Origin of the sequence: Pseudomonas sp. 39004 (assembly GCF_028682155.1) — a bacterium.
In the GTDB taxonomy this organism is placed as follows: Bacteria; Pseudomonadota; Gammaproteobacteria; order Pseudomonadales; family Pseudomonadaceae; genus Aquipseudomonas; species Aquipseudomonas capeferrum.
In genome coordinates this window covers 1-15,878 of record NZ_JANIAG010000134.1, presented here as the reverse complement: position 1 = coordinate 15,878, position 15,878 = coordinate 1, and the positions used below count along the sequence as shown (strand labels likewise).

13 protein-coding genes are annotated in these 15,878 nt (G+C 63.3%); 6 read left to right on the top strand and 7 right to left on the bottom strand.

The window, feature by feature from the left end; genetic code table 11:
* The first annotated feature begins 52 nt into the window (after positions 1-52).
* Together proP and NP534_RS20105 are read left to right on the top strand one after the other, a co-directional pair.
* Entirely contained in the window at positions 53-1,555 is a 1,503-nt protein-coding gene (gene proP, locus NP534_RS20110) for a glycine betaine/L-proline transporter ProP (RefSeq protein WP_033697543.1), read from the top strand.
* A 33-nt stretch (positions 1,556-1,588) separates the two neighbouring features.
* The gene (locus NP534_RS20105; protein WP_274099854.1) at positions 1,589-2,485 is read left to right on the top strand and encodes a LysR substrate-binding domain-containing protein; all 897 of its coding nucleotides are present in this window, start codon (positions 1,589-1,591) and stop codon (positions 2,483-2,485) included.
* A 58-nt stretch (positions 2,486-2,543) separates the two neighbouring features.
* Here the strand turns inward: NP534_RS20105 and NP534_RS20100 are convergent, their stop codons facing one another.
* The 4 genes from NP534_RS20100 to NP534_RS20085 all read right to left on the bottom strand — a co-directional run bounded on the left by NP534_RS20100 (position 2,544) and on the right by NP534_RS20085 (position 7,045).
* A complete protein-coding gene (locus NP534_RS20100; RefSeq protein WP_033697545.1) occupies positions 2,544-3,245 on the bottom strand; it encodes a YoaK family protein in 702 nt (233 codons plus the stop codon).
* A 2-nt stretch (positions 3,246-3,247) separates the two neighbouring features.
* The gene (locus NP534_RS20095; RefSeq protein WP_186663606.1) at positions 3,248-3,877 is read right to left on the bottom strand and encodes a riboflavin synthase subunit alpha; all 630 of its coding nucleotides are present in this window, start codon (positions 3,875-3,877) and stop codon (positions 3,248-3,250) included.
* 83 nt (positions 3,878-3,960) lie between these two features.
* The gene (treS, locus tag NP534_RS20090) at positions 3,961-6,027 is read right to left on the bottom strand and encodes a maltose alpha-D-glucosyltransferase (protein WP_274099853.1); all 2,067 of its coding nucleotides are present in this window, start codon (positions 6,025-6,027) and stop codon (positions 3,961-3,963) included.
* A gap of 100 nt (positions 6,028-6,127) precedes the next feature.
* Complete coding sequence (locus tag NP534_RS20085; protein ID WP_274099852.1) at positions 6,128-7,045, bottom strand: LysR family transcriptional regulator; 918 nt, start codon at positions 7,043-7,045, stop codon at positions 6,128-6,130.
* Between the two features lie 120 nt (positions 7,046-7,165).
* Here NP534_RS20085 and NP534_RS20080 point away from each other — a divergent pair, with 120 nt between their 5' ends.
* From NP534_RS20080 to NP534_RS20070, 3 genes are all read left to right on the top strand, one after another.
* On the top strand, positions 7,166-7,924 hold the full coding sequence (locus tag NP534_RS20080) for a 5-oxoprolinase subunit PxpA (RefSeq protein WP_156310342.1): 759 nt from the start codon (positions 7,166-7,168) through the stop codon (positions 7,922-7,924).
* 93 nt (positions 7,925-8,017) lie between these two features.
* On the top strand, positions 8,018-8,905 hold the full coding sequence (locus tag NP534_RS20075) for a 5-oxoprolinase subunit B family protein (protein WP_274099851.1): 888 nt from the start codon (positions 8,018-8,020) through the stop codon (positions 8,903-8,905).
* On the top strand, positions 8,902-9,873 hold the full coding sequence (locus NP534_RS20070; protein ID WP_274099850.1) for a biotin-dependent carboxyltransferase family protein: 972 nt from the start codon (positions 8,902-8,904) through the stop codon (positions 9,871-9,873). Before NP534_RS20075 ends, NP534_RS20070 begins: the two co-directional genes overlap by 4 nt.
* Before the next feature lie 175 nt (positions 9,874-10,048).
* Here the strand turns inward: NP534_RS20070 and NP534_RS20065 are convergent, their stop codons facing one another.
* The 3 genes from NP534_RS20065 to NP534_RS20055 all read right to left on the bottom strand — a co-directional run bounded on the left by NP534_RS20065 (position 10,049) and on the right by NP534_RS20055 (position 14,126).
* On the bottom strand, positions 10,049-11,860 hold the full coding sequence (locus tag NP534_RS20065) for an autotransporter outer membrane beta-barrel domain-containing protein (RefSeq protein ID WP_274099849.1): 1,812 nt from the start codon (positions 11,858-11,860) through the stop codon (positions 10,049-10,051).
* 215 nt (positions 11,861-12,075) lie between these two features.
* On the bottom strand, positions 12,076-12,915 hold the full coding sequence (locus tag NP534_RS20060; protein ID WP_033697553.1) for a TIGR03915 family putative DNA repair protein: 840 nt from the start codon (positions 12,913-12,915) through the stop codon (positions 12,076-12,078).
* The gene (locus NP534_RS20055) at positions 12,906-14,126 is read right to left on the bottom strand and encodes a putative DNA modification/repair radical SAM protein (RefSeq protein ID WP_274099848.1); all 1,221 of its coding nucleotides are present in this window, start codon (positions 14,124-14,126) and stop codon (positions 12,906-12,908) included. Before NP534_RS20055 ends, NP534_RS20060 begins: the two co-directional genes overlap by 10 nt.
* Positions 14,127-14,272: 146 nt before the next feature.
* On the opposite strand from NP534_RS20055, the gene mqo reads away from it, so the two are divergent.
* Positions 14,273-15,862 (top strand): malate dehydrogenase (quinone), encoded by a 1,590-nt coding sequence (mqo, locus tag NP534_RS20050; RefSeq protein ID WP_274099847.1) that lies wholly within the window; start codon positions 14,273-14,275, stop codon positions 15,860-15,862.
* Positions 15,863-15,878 lie beyond the last annotated feature (16 nt).

Below are 15,878 nucleotides of genomic sequence, written 5' to 3'. Positions count from 1 at the left end.
AGTGTCCCTTAGTCTCTGATGCCATAGAGCATTCAGCGACAGGGATATAAGCATGAAATCTCGCAAGAAAAGCGTCAAACCGATCGGCCTGAAAGACATCACCATCGTCGACGACGCCAAGATGCGCAAAGCGATCACCGCCGCCGCCTTGGGCAACGCGATGGAATGGTTCGACTTCGGCGTCTATGGCTTCGTCGCCTACGCACTCGGCAAGGTGTTCTTCCCCAACGCCGACCCCAGCGTGCAGATGATCGCCGCCTTGGCCACGTTCTCGGTACCCTTCCTGATCCGCCCGCTGGGCGGGTTGTTCTTTGGGGCACTGGGCGACAAGTTCGGCCGGCAGAAGATTCTCGCCGCCACCATCGTGATCATGTCGTTGAGCACCTTTGCCATCGGCCTGATACCGTCCTATGCCTCGATCGGCATCTGGGCGCCGATCCTGTTGCTGCTGGCCAAGATGGCCCAGGGCTTCTCGGTAGGCGGTGAATACACCGGGGCTTCGATTTTCGTCGCCGAGTACGCGCCCGACCGCAAGCGCGGCTTCCTCGGCAGTTGGCTGGATTTTGGCTCCATCGCAGGGTTTGTTCTCGGTGCGGGCGTGGTGGTGTTGATTTCCACCGTGCTGGGCGAGGAGCAGTTCCTTGAGTGGGGCTGGCGCCTGCCGTTCTTCCTGGCCTTGCCGCTGGGCATCATCGGCCTCTACCTGCGCCACGCGCTGGAGGAGACACCGGCATTCCAGCAGCACGTCGAAAAGCTCGAACAAGGCGACCGCGAAGGCCTGGCCTCCGGCCCCAAGGTGTCGTTCAAAGAGGTGGCCACCCAGCACTGGCGCAGCCTGGTGACCTGCGTTGGCGTGGTGATCGCCACCAACGTCACGTACTACATGCTGCTCACCTATATGCCCAGCTACCTGTCGCACAACCTGCACTACAGCGAAGACCACGGGGTGCTGATCATCATCGCGATCATGGTCGGCATGCTGTTCGTGCAGCCGATCATCGGGCTGCTCAGTGACAAGTTCGGGCGCCGGCCTTTCATCATGGTCGGCAGTGTCGGCCTGTTCGCGCTGGCCATCCCGGCCTTCATGCTGATCAACAGCGGCGTGCTCGGGCTGATTTTTGCCGGGCTGCTGATCATTGCCGTGCTGCTGAACTTCTTCATCGGCGTGATGGCCTCGACATTGCCAGCGATGTTCCCCACGCACATTCGCTATAGCGCCCTGGCCAGCGCGTTCAACATCTCGGTACTGATCGCCGGCCTTACCCCGACCCTGGCCGCCTGGCTGGTAGAAAGCACGGGCAACCTGTACATGCCGGCCTACTACCTGATGGTGATTGCGGCCGTCGGCCTGGTCACCGGCCTGACCATGAAGGAAACCGCCAACAAACCCCTGCGCGGCGCAGCACCTGCCGCGTCGGACATCGAGGAAGCACGCGAGCTGCTGCAGGAGCATCACGACAACATCGAGCAGAAAATCGAAGACATCGACACGCAGATTGCAGAGCTTGAGGCCAAACGCAAATTGCTGGTGCAGCAGCACCCGCGTATCGAGTAAGGTACAAGGCCCTTTACTCAGTAGATAATTTATATGGCCGAGGGCTTTTCGGCGCTACCGCCACTCAATGGCTTGCGGGTGTTCGAGGTGGTATCACGCCACCTCAACTTCCGCCTGGCAGCGGACGAGCTGGGGGTTACCCAGGCGGCGGTGGCGCAGCAGGTTCGCGGGCTGGAGGCGAACCTTGGGGTCAAACTGTTCGAACGGTTGCCCAGGGGCCTGAGCCTTACCGGCGCCGGCCAGCGCTACAGCGCCGATATCCGCAGTGCGTTCGCCTTGATCGCTTCGGCTACCCAGGCGCTGCGCCCCGATGCGTCCCACCTGACGGTCAGCGTTACGCCCACCTTTGCGGCGAAGTGGCTGATCCCTCGGCTGGCGTCACTTGCCCATGACCACCCCGATATCGACCTGCAGGTACTGGCCACTGATCGCCTCTCGCAGTTCCGCCCTGAGGGCGTGGACATCGCGGTGCGCTACGGCCGCCCACCGTTCGGCCCTGCCTTGCATGTCGAGCCTTTCCTCAAGCAACGCATCGTTGCCGTGGCAAGCCCTGGGCTGCTAGCGCAACTGGGCAAGCCGACTTCCCTTGACGACTTGCACCGCTTCGCGCTGCTGCACGATGCGCACAATTTCTGGCCAACCTTTATCGGCGAGGTCTTTGCGCAGCCGCTGTTGGCCGGGGCCAAGAATGTGCGTTTCAACCAGACATCGTTGGCGATCGATGCTGCAGTTGCCGGGCAGGGGCTTGCCTTGGCCAGCGACTTCTTCGTACGCAACGATATTGAAGCAGGGCGGTTGGCCTTGGTGTTCGAGCAGCAATTGGTGCTGGAGCAGGCGTTTTACCTGGTCTGGCCGCGCAATGCCTATCAAGCGCCAGCACTGGAGAGGGTGCGCAGCTGGTTGTTGCAACAGGCACAGGCATCTGGGTAGTAGTTTTTCTATCGTCTATTGCATCAAGGTCGATGGCCGTATCACGCGCAGCATCTGATCAGCGTGGCATGTAGCCCAGTTGCCATGAGCGCGGAATGAACCGCGTCACCAAGGCCAGCAGGCACGCCAGCGCGCAACTGCCCGCCAGCGCCTGCAAGCCCAAGCGGTGCTCCAGCCAGGCGCCAAGGGCGGCGCCCAGCAGCATGCCGGCCCAAGGCACCAGCTGCACCCGCCAGCCATTGCGCCGCTCGCCCAGCACCCAGCGGCCCAGGCCACGGCCGAAACGGGACAGGGCACCGGTGACATACGTCAGGCCGATGGGCAGGCCATTCACCTGTTCGACCACCGCATTGATCATGCCCATGGCCAGCGTTGCCGCAAGCAACGCCGGAAAGGTCGCGGCCAGCGGCCAGGCCGCAGCGCCACCCAGCAGCCCCGCGACCACCAGCAGTACCGGCCAGGCGCGGCGCCGAAAGCTGCGGGCCAGCAATACACCCAGGGCATTACCGGCGACGAAGCCGAGTACCGCCCCGCTCAGGCGCAGCACCATGGCCGCATCCGCCTCACTGATCGCGACGGCCAGGCGGGTGGTGTTGCCGCTCATGAACGAAACAAAGTCGCCCAGGGCCAATAGGCCGATGGCATCGGTCATGCCGGCCAGCACCGACAGCCCGGCCACCAGCCCCAGGCCCACCCGGCCTCGCAGGCTGCGCAGCTTCAGCCGCCGCGCACTGTGCGATGTCAAGGCGTTGGGCAGCATGTTCAGGGCAACAGCTTTTCGCGGGCCAGGGTACCCTTGAGGGTGCGTTCGACCACATCGACCAACACCATGGTCTGGTGGTCCACTTCGATGTTCAGCAGCTCGCCGGCCTGGTAGTTGGCGAAGGTGGTCTGGCGCAAGGTTTCGGGGATCAGGTTGATGGTGATGACGGTGTCTTCGACATCAGCGACGGTCAGGCTGCAGCCGTTCACACCAAGGAACCCGCGGGGGAACACGTACTTGGCCCACTCGGGCGGCATGCGGAACTTGATGAACGCACCGGTCGGCTCGATCGACAGTTCGACGATCTCGGCGGTGGTGGCGATGTGGCCCGCCATCAAGTGGCCGCCGATCTCGGCGTTCATCTTGGCCGAGCGTTCGATGTTCACACCCTGGCCAGCCTTCAAGCAGCGCAGGTTGGTGCGCTCCAGGGTGGCGTTCATGGCGTCGAATTTCACCTCGGTGCCGTCGATCTCGGTGACCGACAGGCAGGTCCCCTCGACACTGACGCTGGCGCCGATCTTGAGTTCGTCGAGCAGCTCCGGGGTGAGGTCGAGGGTGAACTGCTTGTGGCCTGGGTAGGTGTTCACCGCAAGCAGAGGGCGGACGGCCTGGACGATGCCGGTGTACATGGAAGTTGCTCCTGGGCACGGGAAAATGAAGTCACCCGGAAACTAAGCCTGTGAAGCGGTAAAAGCAAGGTGGCCGCGCCCGTTCAGACATGCCCGCTGCTGTTCACGATGCGCAGGCACAGTGCCTCGTAAGGGTCCAGGTTCACCACCAGCCGCCCATCTTCGGTCAAGTCGCCCTCGACCGTTTCATTGATCATGTCCACCACCGGCCCCGGCGTGAAGCCGGTCAAGTGCAGCGCTTCGCTGATCACCGTCTGGCCAAAGTTCAGCGCGCTGATCTGCACCCCGCGCCCGGCCGGCAGCTCGTGCACCATCACCAGCAACCCAGGGCTGCTGACCTCGGGCACCAGCACCTGGCGGCTGGTGGCGATACCGTAGGCCTGGCGCACGGCAAGCAGCTTCTTCACCTTGCTGGCGAATGAATCGGGGTGTTCCAGCTGGCTGTCGAGGCTGCCGTAAAGCGCGCGGGCACGGGGCATGCCACGCACCGACGTCTCGGCGTGCGGGGCAAGGCCGGCCAGGTCGTAGCCGCCGCGGTGAATCCAGCGGGTGTCGCCATCGAGCATGCGTTCTGCTACTGCCTCGGCGGGCAAGGGCAGGGCACCGACCAGGTCCCAGCCGGACAGCGCCACCACGCCAGGCTGCATGGCGTTGTACATCACCAGCAGCAGGTGAATCTTCTGGATGCGCTCGATATCCGCTGCGTTGATCTGATCGAGGTCGCGGATGCCAAGGGCGGCAGTGATCAGGCTGGCGGTGGTGCAGGCGATGCCGTTGGTGACGAAGCGCAGGTTGTAAGGGGCATGTTCGCCCGACAGACGTTCGTAGATTTCTTCGCGAATGTGCTCGCGCAGGATGTTGCCGGGCAGGGTCTGGCCCTTGTACAGGTACATGTCGTGGGCGTGCAGGGTCCAGAAGTGCACCAGTTCGACGGTCAGCTCGTCATGGTTCTGCAGGGCGTGGATCAACGAAGCCGGGTCGATGCCGAAGCCGTGCATTTCCTTGAGCATCAGGCGCAGGAATTCGGTGTCGCCGGTCAGCAGCGCGTGCTGGTAGGCCGGGCGGGTGATGAAGTCGTAGGACAGGTCGGCGCCGCCCTTGGACATCAGGGCAATGTCGTCGATCGTCAGGTTCAGCTCCTGGAAGCTGAAACCGCCCGCCTTGCGAATCATGCCGCCAATCAGCTGGTTGCCGACGATCGACAGGGGGTGGCTCTCGGACCAGGCAGTGCCCTCAAGGCGGGTTTCCACTCCGAGAAAACCATTGGCGTCCAGGCGCAGGCCGCGCGCGCCAAGGCAGTCCAGCGCATGCAGGGCATCGCCGATGATCATCTGCTGGGCGGCAAACGTCGGGTCAAGCCAGTTGAGCGACGGCTGGCCCTCCTTGAAGTAGTGCAGGTACACCCAGCGCCGGGTCTTGCCGTCGACGCCGGTGACCGGCGGGGTGGCGCTCCAGTCGGTCTCCTTGACCCCAGGTTCGAAGAAGATCACCCGCTGCAACTGGCCGACGATGTAATGGCGTGCCTTGAGCGCATCGCACACGGCCGGCAACAGGTTGACCGAATCGCGCCCTGCGGGTACGTCGGGCAGCAGCGGCCAGTCTTCCTCGCGCACCTCGACCATGTGGTAAAGCCCCGGGTAGGCGCCGTGGGCCAGCTCTGCCAGGCGGAAGTCGGCGCCTTTGCCAGTGTGCGAGGGGATCAGGTCATCGATGGTCACGGCGTTGTGCGCCGCGGCCATGCGGCTCATCTGGATCAGCTCCTGCTCGCTGCCGTAGAGCGGGTCGATGTCGAAGCTGATGCGGTCGAAGTTGCCGTCCACGCTGGGGGTGAACTCGCGGCCGCGCACACCGCCAGACTGCTTGATCGGGCCGGTGTGCACGCCTTGTATGCCGATCTCCGACAAGCGCTTCCACAAGGCTTCGTGGGCCAGGGCCGAGAGCACCGAGCAGTCATCGGGGGCGATGATGGCGTCGGGGTAGACGGTGAGCCACACCGAGGCGATCTCGGTTGCGCGGCGGGGCTGGGCCTCGGCATAGGGGTTTTGCCACAGGCGCGATTGCCCCGAATACAAAAGGGCCCGCTGCTGGGAGGCCTTGAGCATGGAACGGTCTTCGAGCCACTGGATGTATGACGGGTCTGGTTGAGTCATCTCGCGTCCTCTCTGCGTGTCGGCACCGGCCACAGTTATGACGGCTTCGCACGCGGAACGTTCGCAATGCCTGCGCGGCGTGTTCCCAGGGGGAAAAGGGTCAGCGCCGCGCCGACAGCTGCTGCGGTGCCAGAAACGCACTGTGGAAGTAGTTGCGCAACGCCTGCATGGCCGGGCTGAACGCCCGCTCGCGGTGCCAGGCCAGGCCCACGCTCATCGGCGTCACCGGGTCGCTGATGGTCACCGTCTCGATCCGCTTGCCTTCCAGCGACCAGGGCCTGTGCACCAGGTCGGAGAGGATCGCCACGCCGCTGCCATTGGCCACCATGCTGCGCACGGCCTCCACCGAGCTGGTCCGCACGCGCACGCTGGGCCGCTGCCCGGCCTGCTCCCAGTAGCGCATGGCGCTTTGTTCGGCCTCGTCCACGGTCAGCAGAATGAACGGTTCGCCGGCCACATCCGCCAGGCTCACCGCAGAGCGCTCGCACAGCGGATGGTGGCCGGGCAGCCACAGTCGGCGTTCGGAGTTGAAGAGGGTTTCCGAGACGATGTCCGGGTGGGTGAGGTTGGCGGTGAGCACCACAGCCATGTCGAAACGGCCCTCAAGCAGGCCCTGTTCGATGGCGCTGCGCTCCTGTTCATGCACGTGCAGGGTCACGTCCGGATGCCAGTGTGCCAGCCGTTGCAGGTGGTGCGGCAGGAAGTAGCCCATCACGGTATAGCTGGCGGCCAGGCGCAGCAGGCCGCTGGCGCGCACGTCAGGCAGCGGGCTGTTCAGCGCGTCGTCCACGCTGCGCAGAATCACATAGGCCCGGTTGAGAAAATGCCGGCCAGCCTCGGTCAGGCTCATACCCTGGGCCGAGCGCTGGAACAGCAGCACACCGAGTATCGCCTCCAGTTCCTTGATCGCCGTGGTCACGGCCGATTGAGAGATGTTCAGATGGATCGCCGCCTGGGAAATCTGGCCGATCTCGGCAGTGGCGACGAAGTAGCGGACCTGGCGCAGGGTCAGTGACAAAGTAGGCTCCCTGTGTATCTGATTTTCAGAAGACACCCTATCTGTTTATAGATCTTCCCAAGGGGGTGAGGAGAATCTAACGTGGCTTTCAGGCAGTCACAAGCACCAGGAGATACATTCATGCAGGTGGTGGATTTCAATTCGGACATGGGAGAGGGCTTCGGCCCGTGGACCATTGGTGACGGCGTCGACGAGGCGTTGATGGCTTTCATCAGCTCGGCCAACATTGCGACTGGCTTCCATGCCGGCGACCCGGGCACCATGCGCCGAACTGTCGAGCGGGCCAAGGCGCTAGGGGTGGCGGTCGGGGCACACCCGGGCTTTCGTGACCTGGTCGGTTTCGGCCGGCGACACATCAATGCCCCGGCCCAGGAGTTGGTCGACGACATGCTTTACCAACTGGGCGCGCTGCGTGAAATCGCCCGTGCCCAGGGGGTGACGCTGCAACACATCAAGCCCCACGGCGCGTTGTACATGCACTTGGCGCGCGATGAAGAGGCTGCACGGCTGCTGGTGCAGAACCTGCGTGTGATCGAACCGCAGTTGCTGCTGTACTGCATGCCGGGCTCGGTGATCTGCCGTGTCGCCCAGGCACTCGGGCAGCCGGTGATCCGCGAGTTCTATGCCGACCGCGAGTACGACATGAGCGGCTCTATCGTGTTCACCCGCAACGTGCGCGGCCATGACCCCAAGGCCGTCGCTGAGCGTGTGCTGCGGGCTTGCCAGCAAGGCCTGGTGCGCACGGTAGAGGGGCAGGACCTGGCCATCGAGTTCGATTCCATTTGCCTGCACAGCGATACCCCAGGGGCGCTCGACCTGGTCGAGGCCACGCGCCAGGCGCTCGATCGGGCGGGTATCGAGGTGCGTGCGCCACGCTGAGTTTTATCGGCACCCGGCGCTCAAAGGCCGGGGCCGTTGCATTGAGTTGTTTTCGCCTGCCTTTCTATAAAGATTCCAAGAAAAGGAACAGTCATGGCCGAGCCGGTTGCTTCAACCCCGATCCGCTACAGCTTCGGTGCCGACGAGCACCTGTTTGCCGAAGTCAGTGACAGCATGTCGCTGGAGGCCTTCTTCAAGGGCATGGCCGTCACCCGCGCGGTGGAGCGACTTGGCCTGCAGGGCGTACTCGACGTATGCCTGGCCAATGCCTCGTTCCAGATCCGCTTCGACCCTGACCGCATTGCCCCCCAGGCCCTGCTCGAAGCCGTACGCGGCGCCGAGGCAGAGGCGGTGGCCGAGCGCTCGCTGCAGACCCGCATCATCGAAATCCCGGTGCTGTACAACGACCCGTGGACCCACGAAACCCTGATGCGTTTTCGTGACCGTCACCAGGACCCGAGCAGCACGGACCTTGAGTATGCGGCGCGGGTCAACGGCCTGGCCGATGTCGAGGCGTTCATTGCCGCGCACAGTGGCGCGCCCTGGTTCGTGTCGATGGTCGGCTTCGTTGCCGGCCTGCCGTTCATGTTCCAGATGGTCGAGCGCGAGCGGCAGTTGCAGGTGCCCAAGTACCTGCGTCCGCGTACCGACACACCCAAGCTGACCCTCGGCCATGGCGGTTGCTTCGGGTGCATCTACTCGGTGCGCGGGGCGGGCGGCTATCAGATGTTCGGCGTTACCCCGGCACCGATCTACGACCCGCAGCAGACTCTGGCCTACCTCAAGGCGCACATGGTGTTCTTCCGCCCTGGGGACATCGTGCAGTTCAAGCCTATCGACCGCCGAACCTATGACCAGGCCGTTGCGGATGTAGAGGAGGGCCACTTCAACCTGCGCATTCGCCCGGTGACGTTTTCCCTGGATGCCTTCCTCGCCGACCCGGTCGGCTACCCCAAGACGCTGCAGGAGGTGCTGGCATGATCAAGGTACTCAAACCCGGCCTGGCCACCTCGGTACAGGACCTTGGTCGCGAAGGCTATTACCACTTGGGCATTCCGCCGTCCGGGGCGCTCGACCAATATGCCCTGAGCGCCGCCAACCATCTGGTCGGCAACCCGGCAGGTGCAGCAGGGCTGGAATGCGCGCTGATGGGGCCAGAGCTTGAGTTCCAGCATGATGCGCTGGTGGCGGTATGCGGAGCGCAGATGCCCGCCTTGCTCGACGGCCGTGAGCAGCGCCCCGACACCGCGTTCGCGGTCAGGGCAGGGCAGGTGTTGCGTTTCGGCTTCCCCACCGCAGGTGCCCGGGCGTACCTGGCCGTGGCCGGCGGTATCGATGTACCCGAAGTGCTCGGCAGCCGTTCGACCTACGCCCTGGGTGCGTTGGGCGGGCTACACGGGCGCAAGTTGATGGCGGGTGATGTATTGCCGGTCGGTGTGCCCAGCGGCAAGACGCGGGCTGGCGCGAGCCTGCCGATGGCCCTGCGCCAGGCGCTGGGTGGCGAGGTGGTAGTGCGGGTGGTGCCGGGGTTGTATTTCCATCGCCTGACCGACGCGGCGGCGCAGAGCTTCTTCACTCAGGCGTGGACCGTCGGCTCCGAGGCGGACCGTATCGGCTACCGCTACAAGGGCGCTAGCGCATTGAGCTTCCAGCCACGTGAGCAGCCGTTTGGCGCAGGCTCGGACCCCTCGAACATCGTCGACAGCTGCTACCCGATCGGTTCGATCCAGGTGCCAGCGGGGCTGGAGCCGATCATTCTGCACCGCGATGCGGTGTCGGGCGGCGGGTATGCCATGATCGGCACGGTGATCAGCGCCGACCTGGACCTGATCGGGCAGATGCAGCCCAATCAGCAGGCGCGGTTCTTGGCGGTGAGCCTGGAGCAGGCGTTGGAGGCACGGCGGTCGTACAAGAAGAAGCTGGGGTGCCTGGCCCGGTTGTTTGCTTGATTGCTGGGTGGGTTGAGTGACAGGCCATCGCTATTGCCGAGGGTCTAGTCGCTCGCCTGTATCAGGAAGCATCCTGCTTATGCCCTCGCTCAGGTACCTCATTGGTATGACATAGTTCCACCAACCGCTTTTGTGTGCGTTACACCTGGCTAGATGCAGGCTGTCCGCACATCGCTCAAAAGCTGCCACTGAAACTCGCAAACAAGCTGGCGTCCTGGGCCTCCCTCTGCAGGGTGGTCGTTGTAACTCCGATACTGGCGCTCACATCGCCTAACACTACCCGCACCCCCAGCATCGCAGTCACGTAGTAACGGTCGAACTCCAGCCCCGGCACCCGATACGGGCCAGCTCCAGGTACGGTTTGCAGCCATGCGTTAGCCTGCTTGCTGCCTTCAAACTCCTGATCGTAGGTGATCTGTGCATAAGGCTCAAAATGACTTGCTCGTAGACGGGCCTGCCAACCAATTCGACCCACGGCCGAGTCAACCTTTTGATCGTAATAGCCCATGGCGGTGAAGCTTCTATTGCGCTCGACATAGTCATCTAACTCCACCCGCTGCCAGATGATTGCGGCCAGCGGCCCATGTCGCAAATCGCCCACATTGTCGAACTCATAACCTGTGTTAAGGGCCATCGTGAGATTGTGCCCTTCTGGAGTACCGTTGTGGGTGTGGGTAGCAGGTCCGATCTGAACCTTGCGGGTGACGTCATAATCCAGCCAGCTATAGCTGACCTGGCCATTCACCCACATTCGCTCACCGTACCAGCCACTAAACAGGCCGAGGGTTGAGTCGGACTGCGTGTACCCCCCTTGATGCGCACCGAAGTTAGCCTCCATGCGACCAACACCGGCGAAGCCTCCCATTACAACGCCGTTGCGGGACCAATCGACGCCAAACAAGCCAGCAGGGGCCGAGCCGTCGTACAGGCGGCCATGATCATACCGCTGAGTGTCGTTACGAAGGCTACCCCACCAGCGCCAACCGTCTGCGGGCCGACTGCCTACGTGTTGGCTGACCTGATCAGCGCGGCTTCGACCCACCGTGTGCGCCGAGTGGGTGAGGACTTGCTGGTATCGCGGCGCTTCGAGCACCGAAATGGCGTACTGCCCGAGCATTTGATTAGCGGCTGTGCTCAAGTGCACATCGTCCGCAAACAGGTAGGTCATATCCGCGTTGGGGACGACGTAGTCCGCCGGGCCGCAGATCAACGCCAATTTTCGTCCGCAGGCCGCATCAGTGACATTGGTGAAGCCATAGCTGTCGGGGTTGCCTGCCAGCGTTTGCATGAAGCTGAACGCATCCAGGGGAATGAACGCCAAGCCAGCCTGCCTCAACCCACCGTAAAGCGCATCATTGTAAGCTTGGTAGCGAGGCGTTATCCGCGCCATGGCCTCTGCCCCCCTATCGCGAATGCGCGGGATAAGCCCCATATCCGGCAGGTTGGGGACCAATACGTAGCGTGCACCGGCTCGCCCTAGGTCAGCAACGATGCCAATCTGGTCAGCCACTGTCACACTGACCACGACTGGCACTTGGCTAGGGTCGACAATAGACGCCATGTCATTGATGCCGCCCCAGACCGTGTACAGCGCCCGGGGATCAGCGACACCACCCGTGGTCGAAAAGTACTGAGCCAGCTGGTCTGTCAACGAGGGGATCGGCCCAAGTTCACCGGCCGCCGGCATGCTCACTCGCGCACCACCCGCAGCGTAATTGTCGCCCGTCTGGCCATTGCCGTTGGCGCTTGCATCCACACCATAGTGGTCAGCCAAATGCTCTGACCAGACCTTGCCCGGATTGGTGGTCAACTTACCTAGCCCAGCTTGAACCCCAGGAGGTAGCAACGGCCGGTAATAGCCACTGTCGGTGTAACTGTCGCCCAGAAAAAGGGTGCGCGAGAAGGGCGCTTCTGTGGCAATTGAAGGCGTTGCGACGAAGAACAGCGCCGTAGCTGCGGCAGCAAGAATGCACGTTCTGATCGACATGGAATCTTCCTGATGATGCGCAGACGGGGCCTTGAGAGGGGCTCAAGAGACAGTCCTTATCGAGCCGAACCATGGCGAACTTTGCGGCGATCATAGGCGTGCCTTACTGGGTGCTGCTACTGGCAAAACTAACAGTTCCACGCTGCGTTCAGACGTGCCTGCAAAGACCCCATGTTCGATCATGCCGTTGAAAATGGGTGCGGTAAGCACGTGCGCTACTCACCTCTGCAAATCCGTTTGCCGCGCTGCGAGGCCACTTCCAGCGCCTGCCCATCCCGCTGTTTGCCCTGCCGTGCCAGGCCTTCAAGCTGAGGTATCAGCATGCCTTCCGGCAAATGCCGCCAGAACCGCCCGGGCATATGCAGGCGCAGCGCGTCCGGGTTGAGGCGGGCAGGGTTGAAGGTGTGGCGATAATAGGTGCGCCACAGTTCGGCGCCGGGATCATCGGCATGGCGTGCCCATTGCCGCCAGTCATCGGGGCAGTGGCGGCGGTAGTCGAAGGCCTGGCCGTCGAAGCGGATGCCATCGGTGGGTGTGGCGATCAACCAGCGTTGTCGGCCCAGGCGGTCGGCAAAGTGCGCACTGGCATCGTGCAGGATGTCGTGGGCGGGCTCGTGATAGGCGACCAGGTCCAGCTGCAGTCGCTCGGCCAACGCCTCGGGCAGGGGGACGAAGCGCACGAAAGCATGCAGGTGGTGCGCCTCACGGCTGACTTGTTTGATCCGCCGGTGCAGCTCACTGCCCAGGCGGTCGCCCGCGAGCATGGCGGTGCGATCGCCATGGGCGACGCGCCAGAGCACTTCGTACAGCAGGTTCCAGCGTTGCGCGCCGCGATAGCAAGCGGCCTGTGCCAACTGGCTCAGTAACGCCGCCGGCACTTTGCCGCGAAACGGGCCAGGGCCTTCAGGCAGCGGTGCCGGCACGGCCAGCAGATCATCGATAGGGCCTTGCGACCAGGTCACCTCGGCCGGGTCGATGCCATGGCCGAGCAGCGTTCGGGCTTGGTCACGCCAGGTGGCGAAGTGGTTATCACAGTCGAGCGCGATCACCCCCACAACCCCATCTGCACAGGCGCTTGTGGCTCGCGCAGGCGTTCGCGCAGCAGGCCGCTGCGCAGCTCGGCCTGGGCCGGGCGGTAGTCGCTGGTGACAATGAACGGCCGGGCCTTGTCCAGTACGCAGCGCAGTTGGATCAGGTCGTCATAGCGGATGCGCCGTTCACGGCGCAGCGCCACCAGGCGCTGCACGCTGCGCAGGCCGATGCCCGGGATACGTGCCAGCAAGGCCGGCTCGGCGCGGTTCACATCCAGCGGAAAGACTTCGCGATTGGCCAGCGCCCAGGCCAGCTTGGGGTCGATGTCCAGTGCCAAGTTGCCGCTATGGCCCAGCAGTTCGCCGGCCTTGTAGCCATAGCCACGCAGCAGGAAGTCGGCCTGGTACAGGCGGTGCTCACGCAACAGCGGCGGCGCCGCCAGGGGCACGCTGCCCGGGCTGTCGGGGATCGGGCTGAAGGCCGAGTAGTACACACGCTTGAGGCCGTAACCCTGGTACAGCGACTCGGCATTGCGCAGCAGCGTGCTGTCATCGGTGGCGTCGGCGCCGACGATGACCTGGGTACTTTGCCCGGCGGGCGTGAAGCGCGGCGCCTTCGGCTCATTGGCCACGGCTTGCTGGCCTTGGTGGATGACTGCCATGGCCTGGCGGATGGTGTGCGCGTGTTTCTCCGGTGCCAGGCGTTTGAGGCTGGCATCGGTCGGCAGCTCGATGTTGACGCTCAGGCGGTCGGCCAGGTGCCCGGCTTCCTCGATCAGCAGCGGGTCGGCGTCGGGTATGGTCTTGAGGTGGATGTAGCCGCGGAAGTTGTGCTCGTCGCGCAGCAACCGTGCCACGCGGATCAGTTGTTCCATGGTGTAGTCGGCCGAGCGGATGATGCCTGAGCTGAGGAACAGGCCGCTGATGCAGTTGCGCCGGTAGAAGTCCAGGGTCAGGCGCACCACTTCTTCCGGGGTGAAGCGCGCCCGCGGTACGTTGCTGGAGCGGCGGTTGACGCAGTACTGGCAGTCATACAGGCAGAAGTTGGTCAGCAGCACCTTGAGTAGCGACACGCAGCGGCCGTCCGGCGTATAGCTGTGGCAGATGCCCATGCCATTGGTGGCGCCCAGGCCGTCGCCGCCGCGCGAGCTGCGCTTGGGCGCCCCGCTGCTGGCGCAGGAAGCATCGTACTTGGCGGCGTCGGCGAGAATGCCGAGTTTGGCGATGAGCTGCATGGTGGCTGACTCGAAACACTGAATATTCATACAGTATTTTGAGCGCGGCCTGATTGCAAGCCCCAGTGATCGAGGTGCCCCAGTAAAACCCTCAGCTAAGCTTGTGCTGGACTTTACGGACAGCTACGAGGCGTGCGGGAGAGGACATGAAAATCACGATCGATGCGAAGTGGGCGCTGGCCGGCCTGGCGCTGGCGATGGGCATGCTCAATGCCCAGGCGGCTGAAACCAAGAAGGTCGATGTGCTGCTGGTGGGCGGCGGCATCATGAGTTCGACCCTGGCTGTCTGGCTCAATGAGCTGGAGCCAGGCTGGTCGATGGAGATGGTCGAGCGCCTGGACAAGGTGGCCGAAGAAAGCTCCAACGGCTGGAACAACGCCGGTACCGGCCACTCGGCCCTGGCAGAGCTGAACTACACGCCAGAGAAGGATGGCAAGATCGACATCAGCAAGGCGGTGGAGATCAACGAGTCGTTCCAGGTGACCCGACAGTTTCTTGCCTGGCAGGTCAAGCAGGGCGTGTTGAAGAACCCCCACTCATTCATCAATACCACTCCGCACATGAGCTTTGTCTGGGGTGACGACAATATCCGCTTCCTGAAAAAGCGCTACGAAGCGCTGCAAGCCAGCCCGCTGTTCAAGCCGATGCAGTATTCCGAAGACCACGAACAGATCCGCAAGTGGGTGCCTTTGATGATGGAGGGGCGCGACCCCAACCAGAAACTGGCCGTGACCTGGACGCCGATCGGCACCGACGTCAACTTTGGTGAGATCACCCGGCAGTACGTGGGCTACCTGCAGACCCGGCCGAACTTCGACCTCAAGCTGTCGACCGAGGTCCAGGACATTACCCGTAACGAAGATGGCTCCTGGCATGTGGAGTACAAGAACCTGAAGGACGGCAGCCAGGCCGCCACCGATGCCAAGTTCCTGTTCATCGGTGCGGGGGGCGCGGCGCTGCCGCTGTTGCAGAAGTCCGGTATCGATGAAGCCAAGGACTATGCCGGCTTCCCGGTGGGGGGGTCGTTCCTGGTAACCGACAACCCGGCCATTGCCCAGCGCCATATGGCCAAGGCCTACGGCATTGCGGCGAGCGGCGCCCCGCCCATGTCGGTGCCGCACCTGGATACCCGTGTGCTCGATGGCAAACGCATGATTCTGTTCGGCCCGTTCGCTACCTTCTCGACCAAGTTCCTCAAGCAGGGTTCGTTACTTGACCTGTTCGCCAGCGCCAGTGTTCACAACGCCTGGCCGATGGTCAGGGTAGGGGTGCGCGAGTTCGACCTGGTGCAGTACCTGGTCGGTCAGGTCTTGCAGTCCGACGATGACCGCTTCGAAGCGCTGCGCACCTACTTCCCCGAAGCCAGGAAGGAAGACTGGCGCCTGTGGCAAGCCGGCCAGCGTGTGCAGATCATCAAGAAAGACGAGGCCCAGGGTGGTGTGCTCAAGCTGGGTACCGAAGTCGTCACGTCCAAGGACGGCAGCATCGCCGGCCTGCTGGGGGCATCGCCTGGCGCCTCGACTGCGCCACCGATCATGCTGGATGTGTTGAACAAGGTGTTCAAGGACAAGGTGGCTTCAGCAGCCTGGCAGGCGAAGATCAAACAGATCGTGCCGTCCTATGGCATCCGCCTGAACGAGCATCCGGACAAGGTGCAGCAGGAGTGGACGTATACCAATGAGGTGCTGCAGCTGAATCCGCCGTCGGGTGGAGAAACCCCAGCTGTCGCGCCATAACGCTGTCAAAGATGTT

Bases quoted from the DNA above. Each gene is read 5' to 3' on its own strand.
- proP (WP_033697543.1), top strand. From the start codon at position 53: ATGAAATCTCGCAAGAAAAGCGTCAAACCGATCGGCCTGAAAGACATC.
- NP534_RS20105 (WP_274099854.1), top strand. From the start codon at position 1,589: ATGGCCGAGGGCTTTTCGGCGCTACCGCCACTCAATGGCTTGCGGGTG.
- NP534_RS20100 (WP_033697545.1), bottom strand. From the start codon at position 3,245: ATGCTGCCCAACGCCTTGACATCGCACAGTGCGCGGCGGCTGAAGCTG.
- NP534_RS20095 (WP_186663606.1), bottom strand. From the start codon at position 3,877: ATGTACACCGGCATCGTCCAGGCCGTCCGCCCTCTGCTTGCGGTGAAC.
- treS (WP_274099853.1), bottom strand. From the start codon at position 6,027: ATGACTCAACCAGACCCGTCATACATCCAGTGGCTCGAAGACCGTTCC.
- NP534_RS20080 (WP_156310342.1), top strand. From the start codon at position 7,166: ATGCAGGTGGTGGATTTCAATTCGGACATGGGAGAGGGCTTCGGCCCG.
- NP534_RS20075 (WP_274099851.1), top strand. From the start codon at position 8,018: ATGGCCGAGCCGGTTGCTTCAACCCCGATCCGCTACAGCTTCGGTGCC.
- NP534_RS20070 (WP_274099850.1), top strand. From the start codon at position 8,902: ATGATCAAGGTACTCAAACCCGGCCTGGCCACCTCGGTACAGGACCTT.
- NP534_RS20065 (WP_274099849.1), bottom strand. From the start codon at position 11,860: ATGTCGATCAGAACGTGCATTCTTGCTGCCGCAGCTACGGCGCTGTTC.
- NP534_RS20055 (WP_274099848.1), bottom strand. From the start codon at position 14,126: ATGCAGCTCATCGCCAAACTCGGCATTCTCGCCGACGCCGCCAAGTAC.
- mqo (WP_274099847.1), top strand. From the start codon at position 14,273: ATGAAAATCACGATCGATGCGAAGTGGGCGCTGGCCGGCCTGGCGCTG.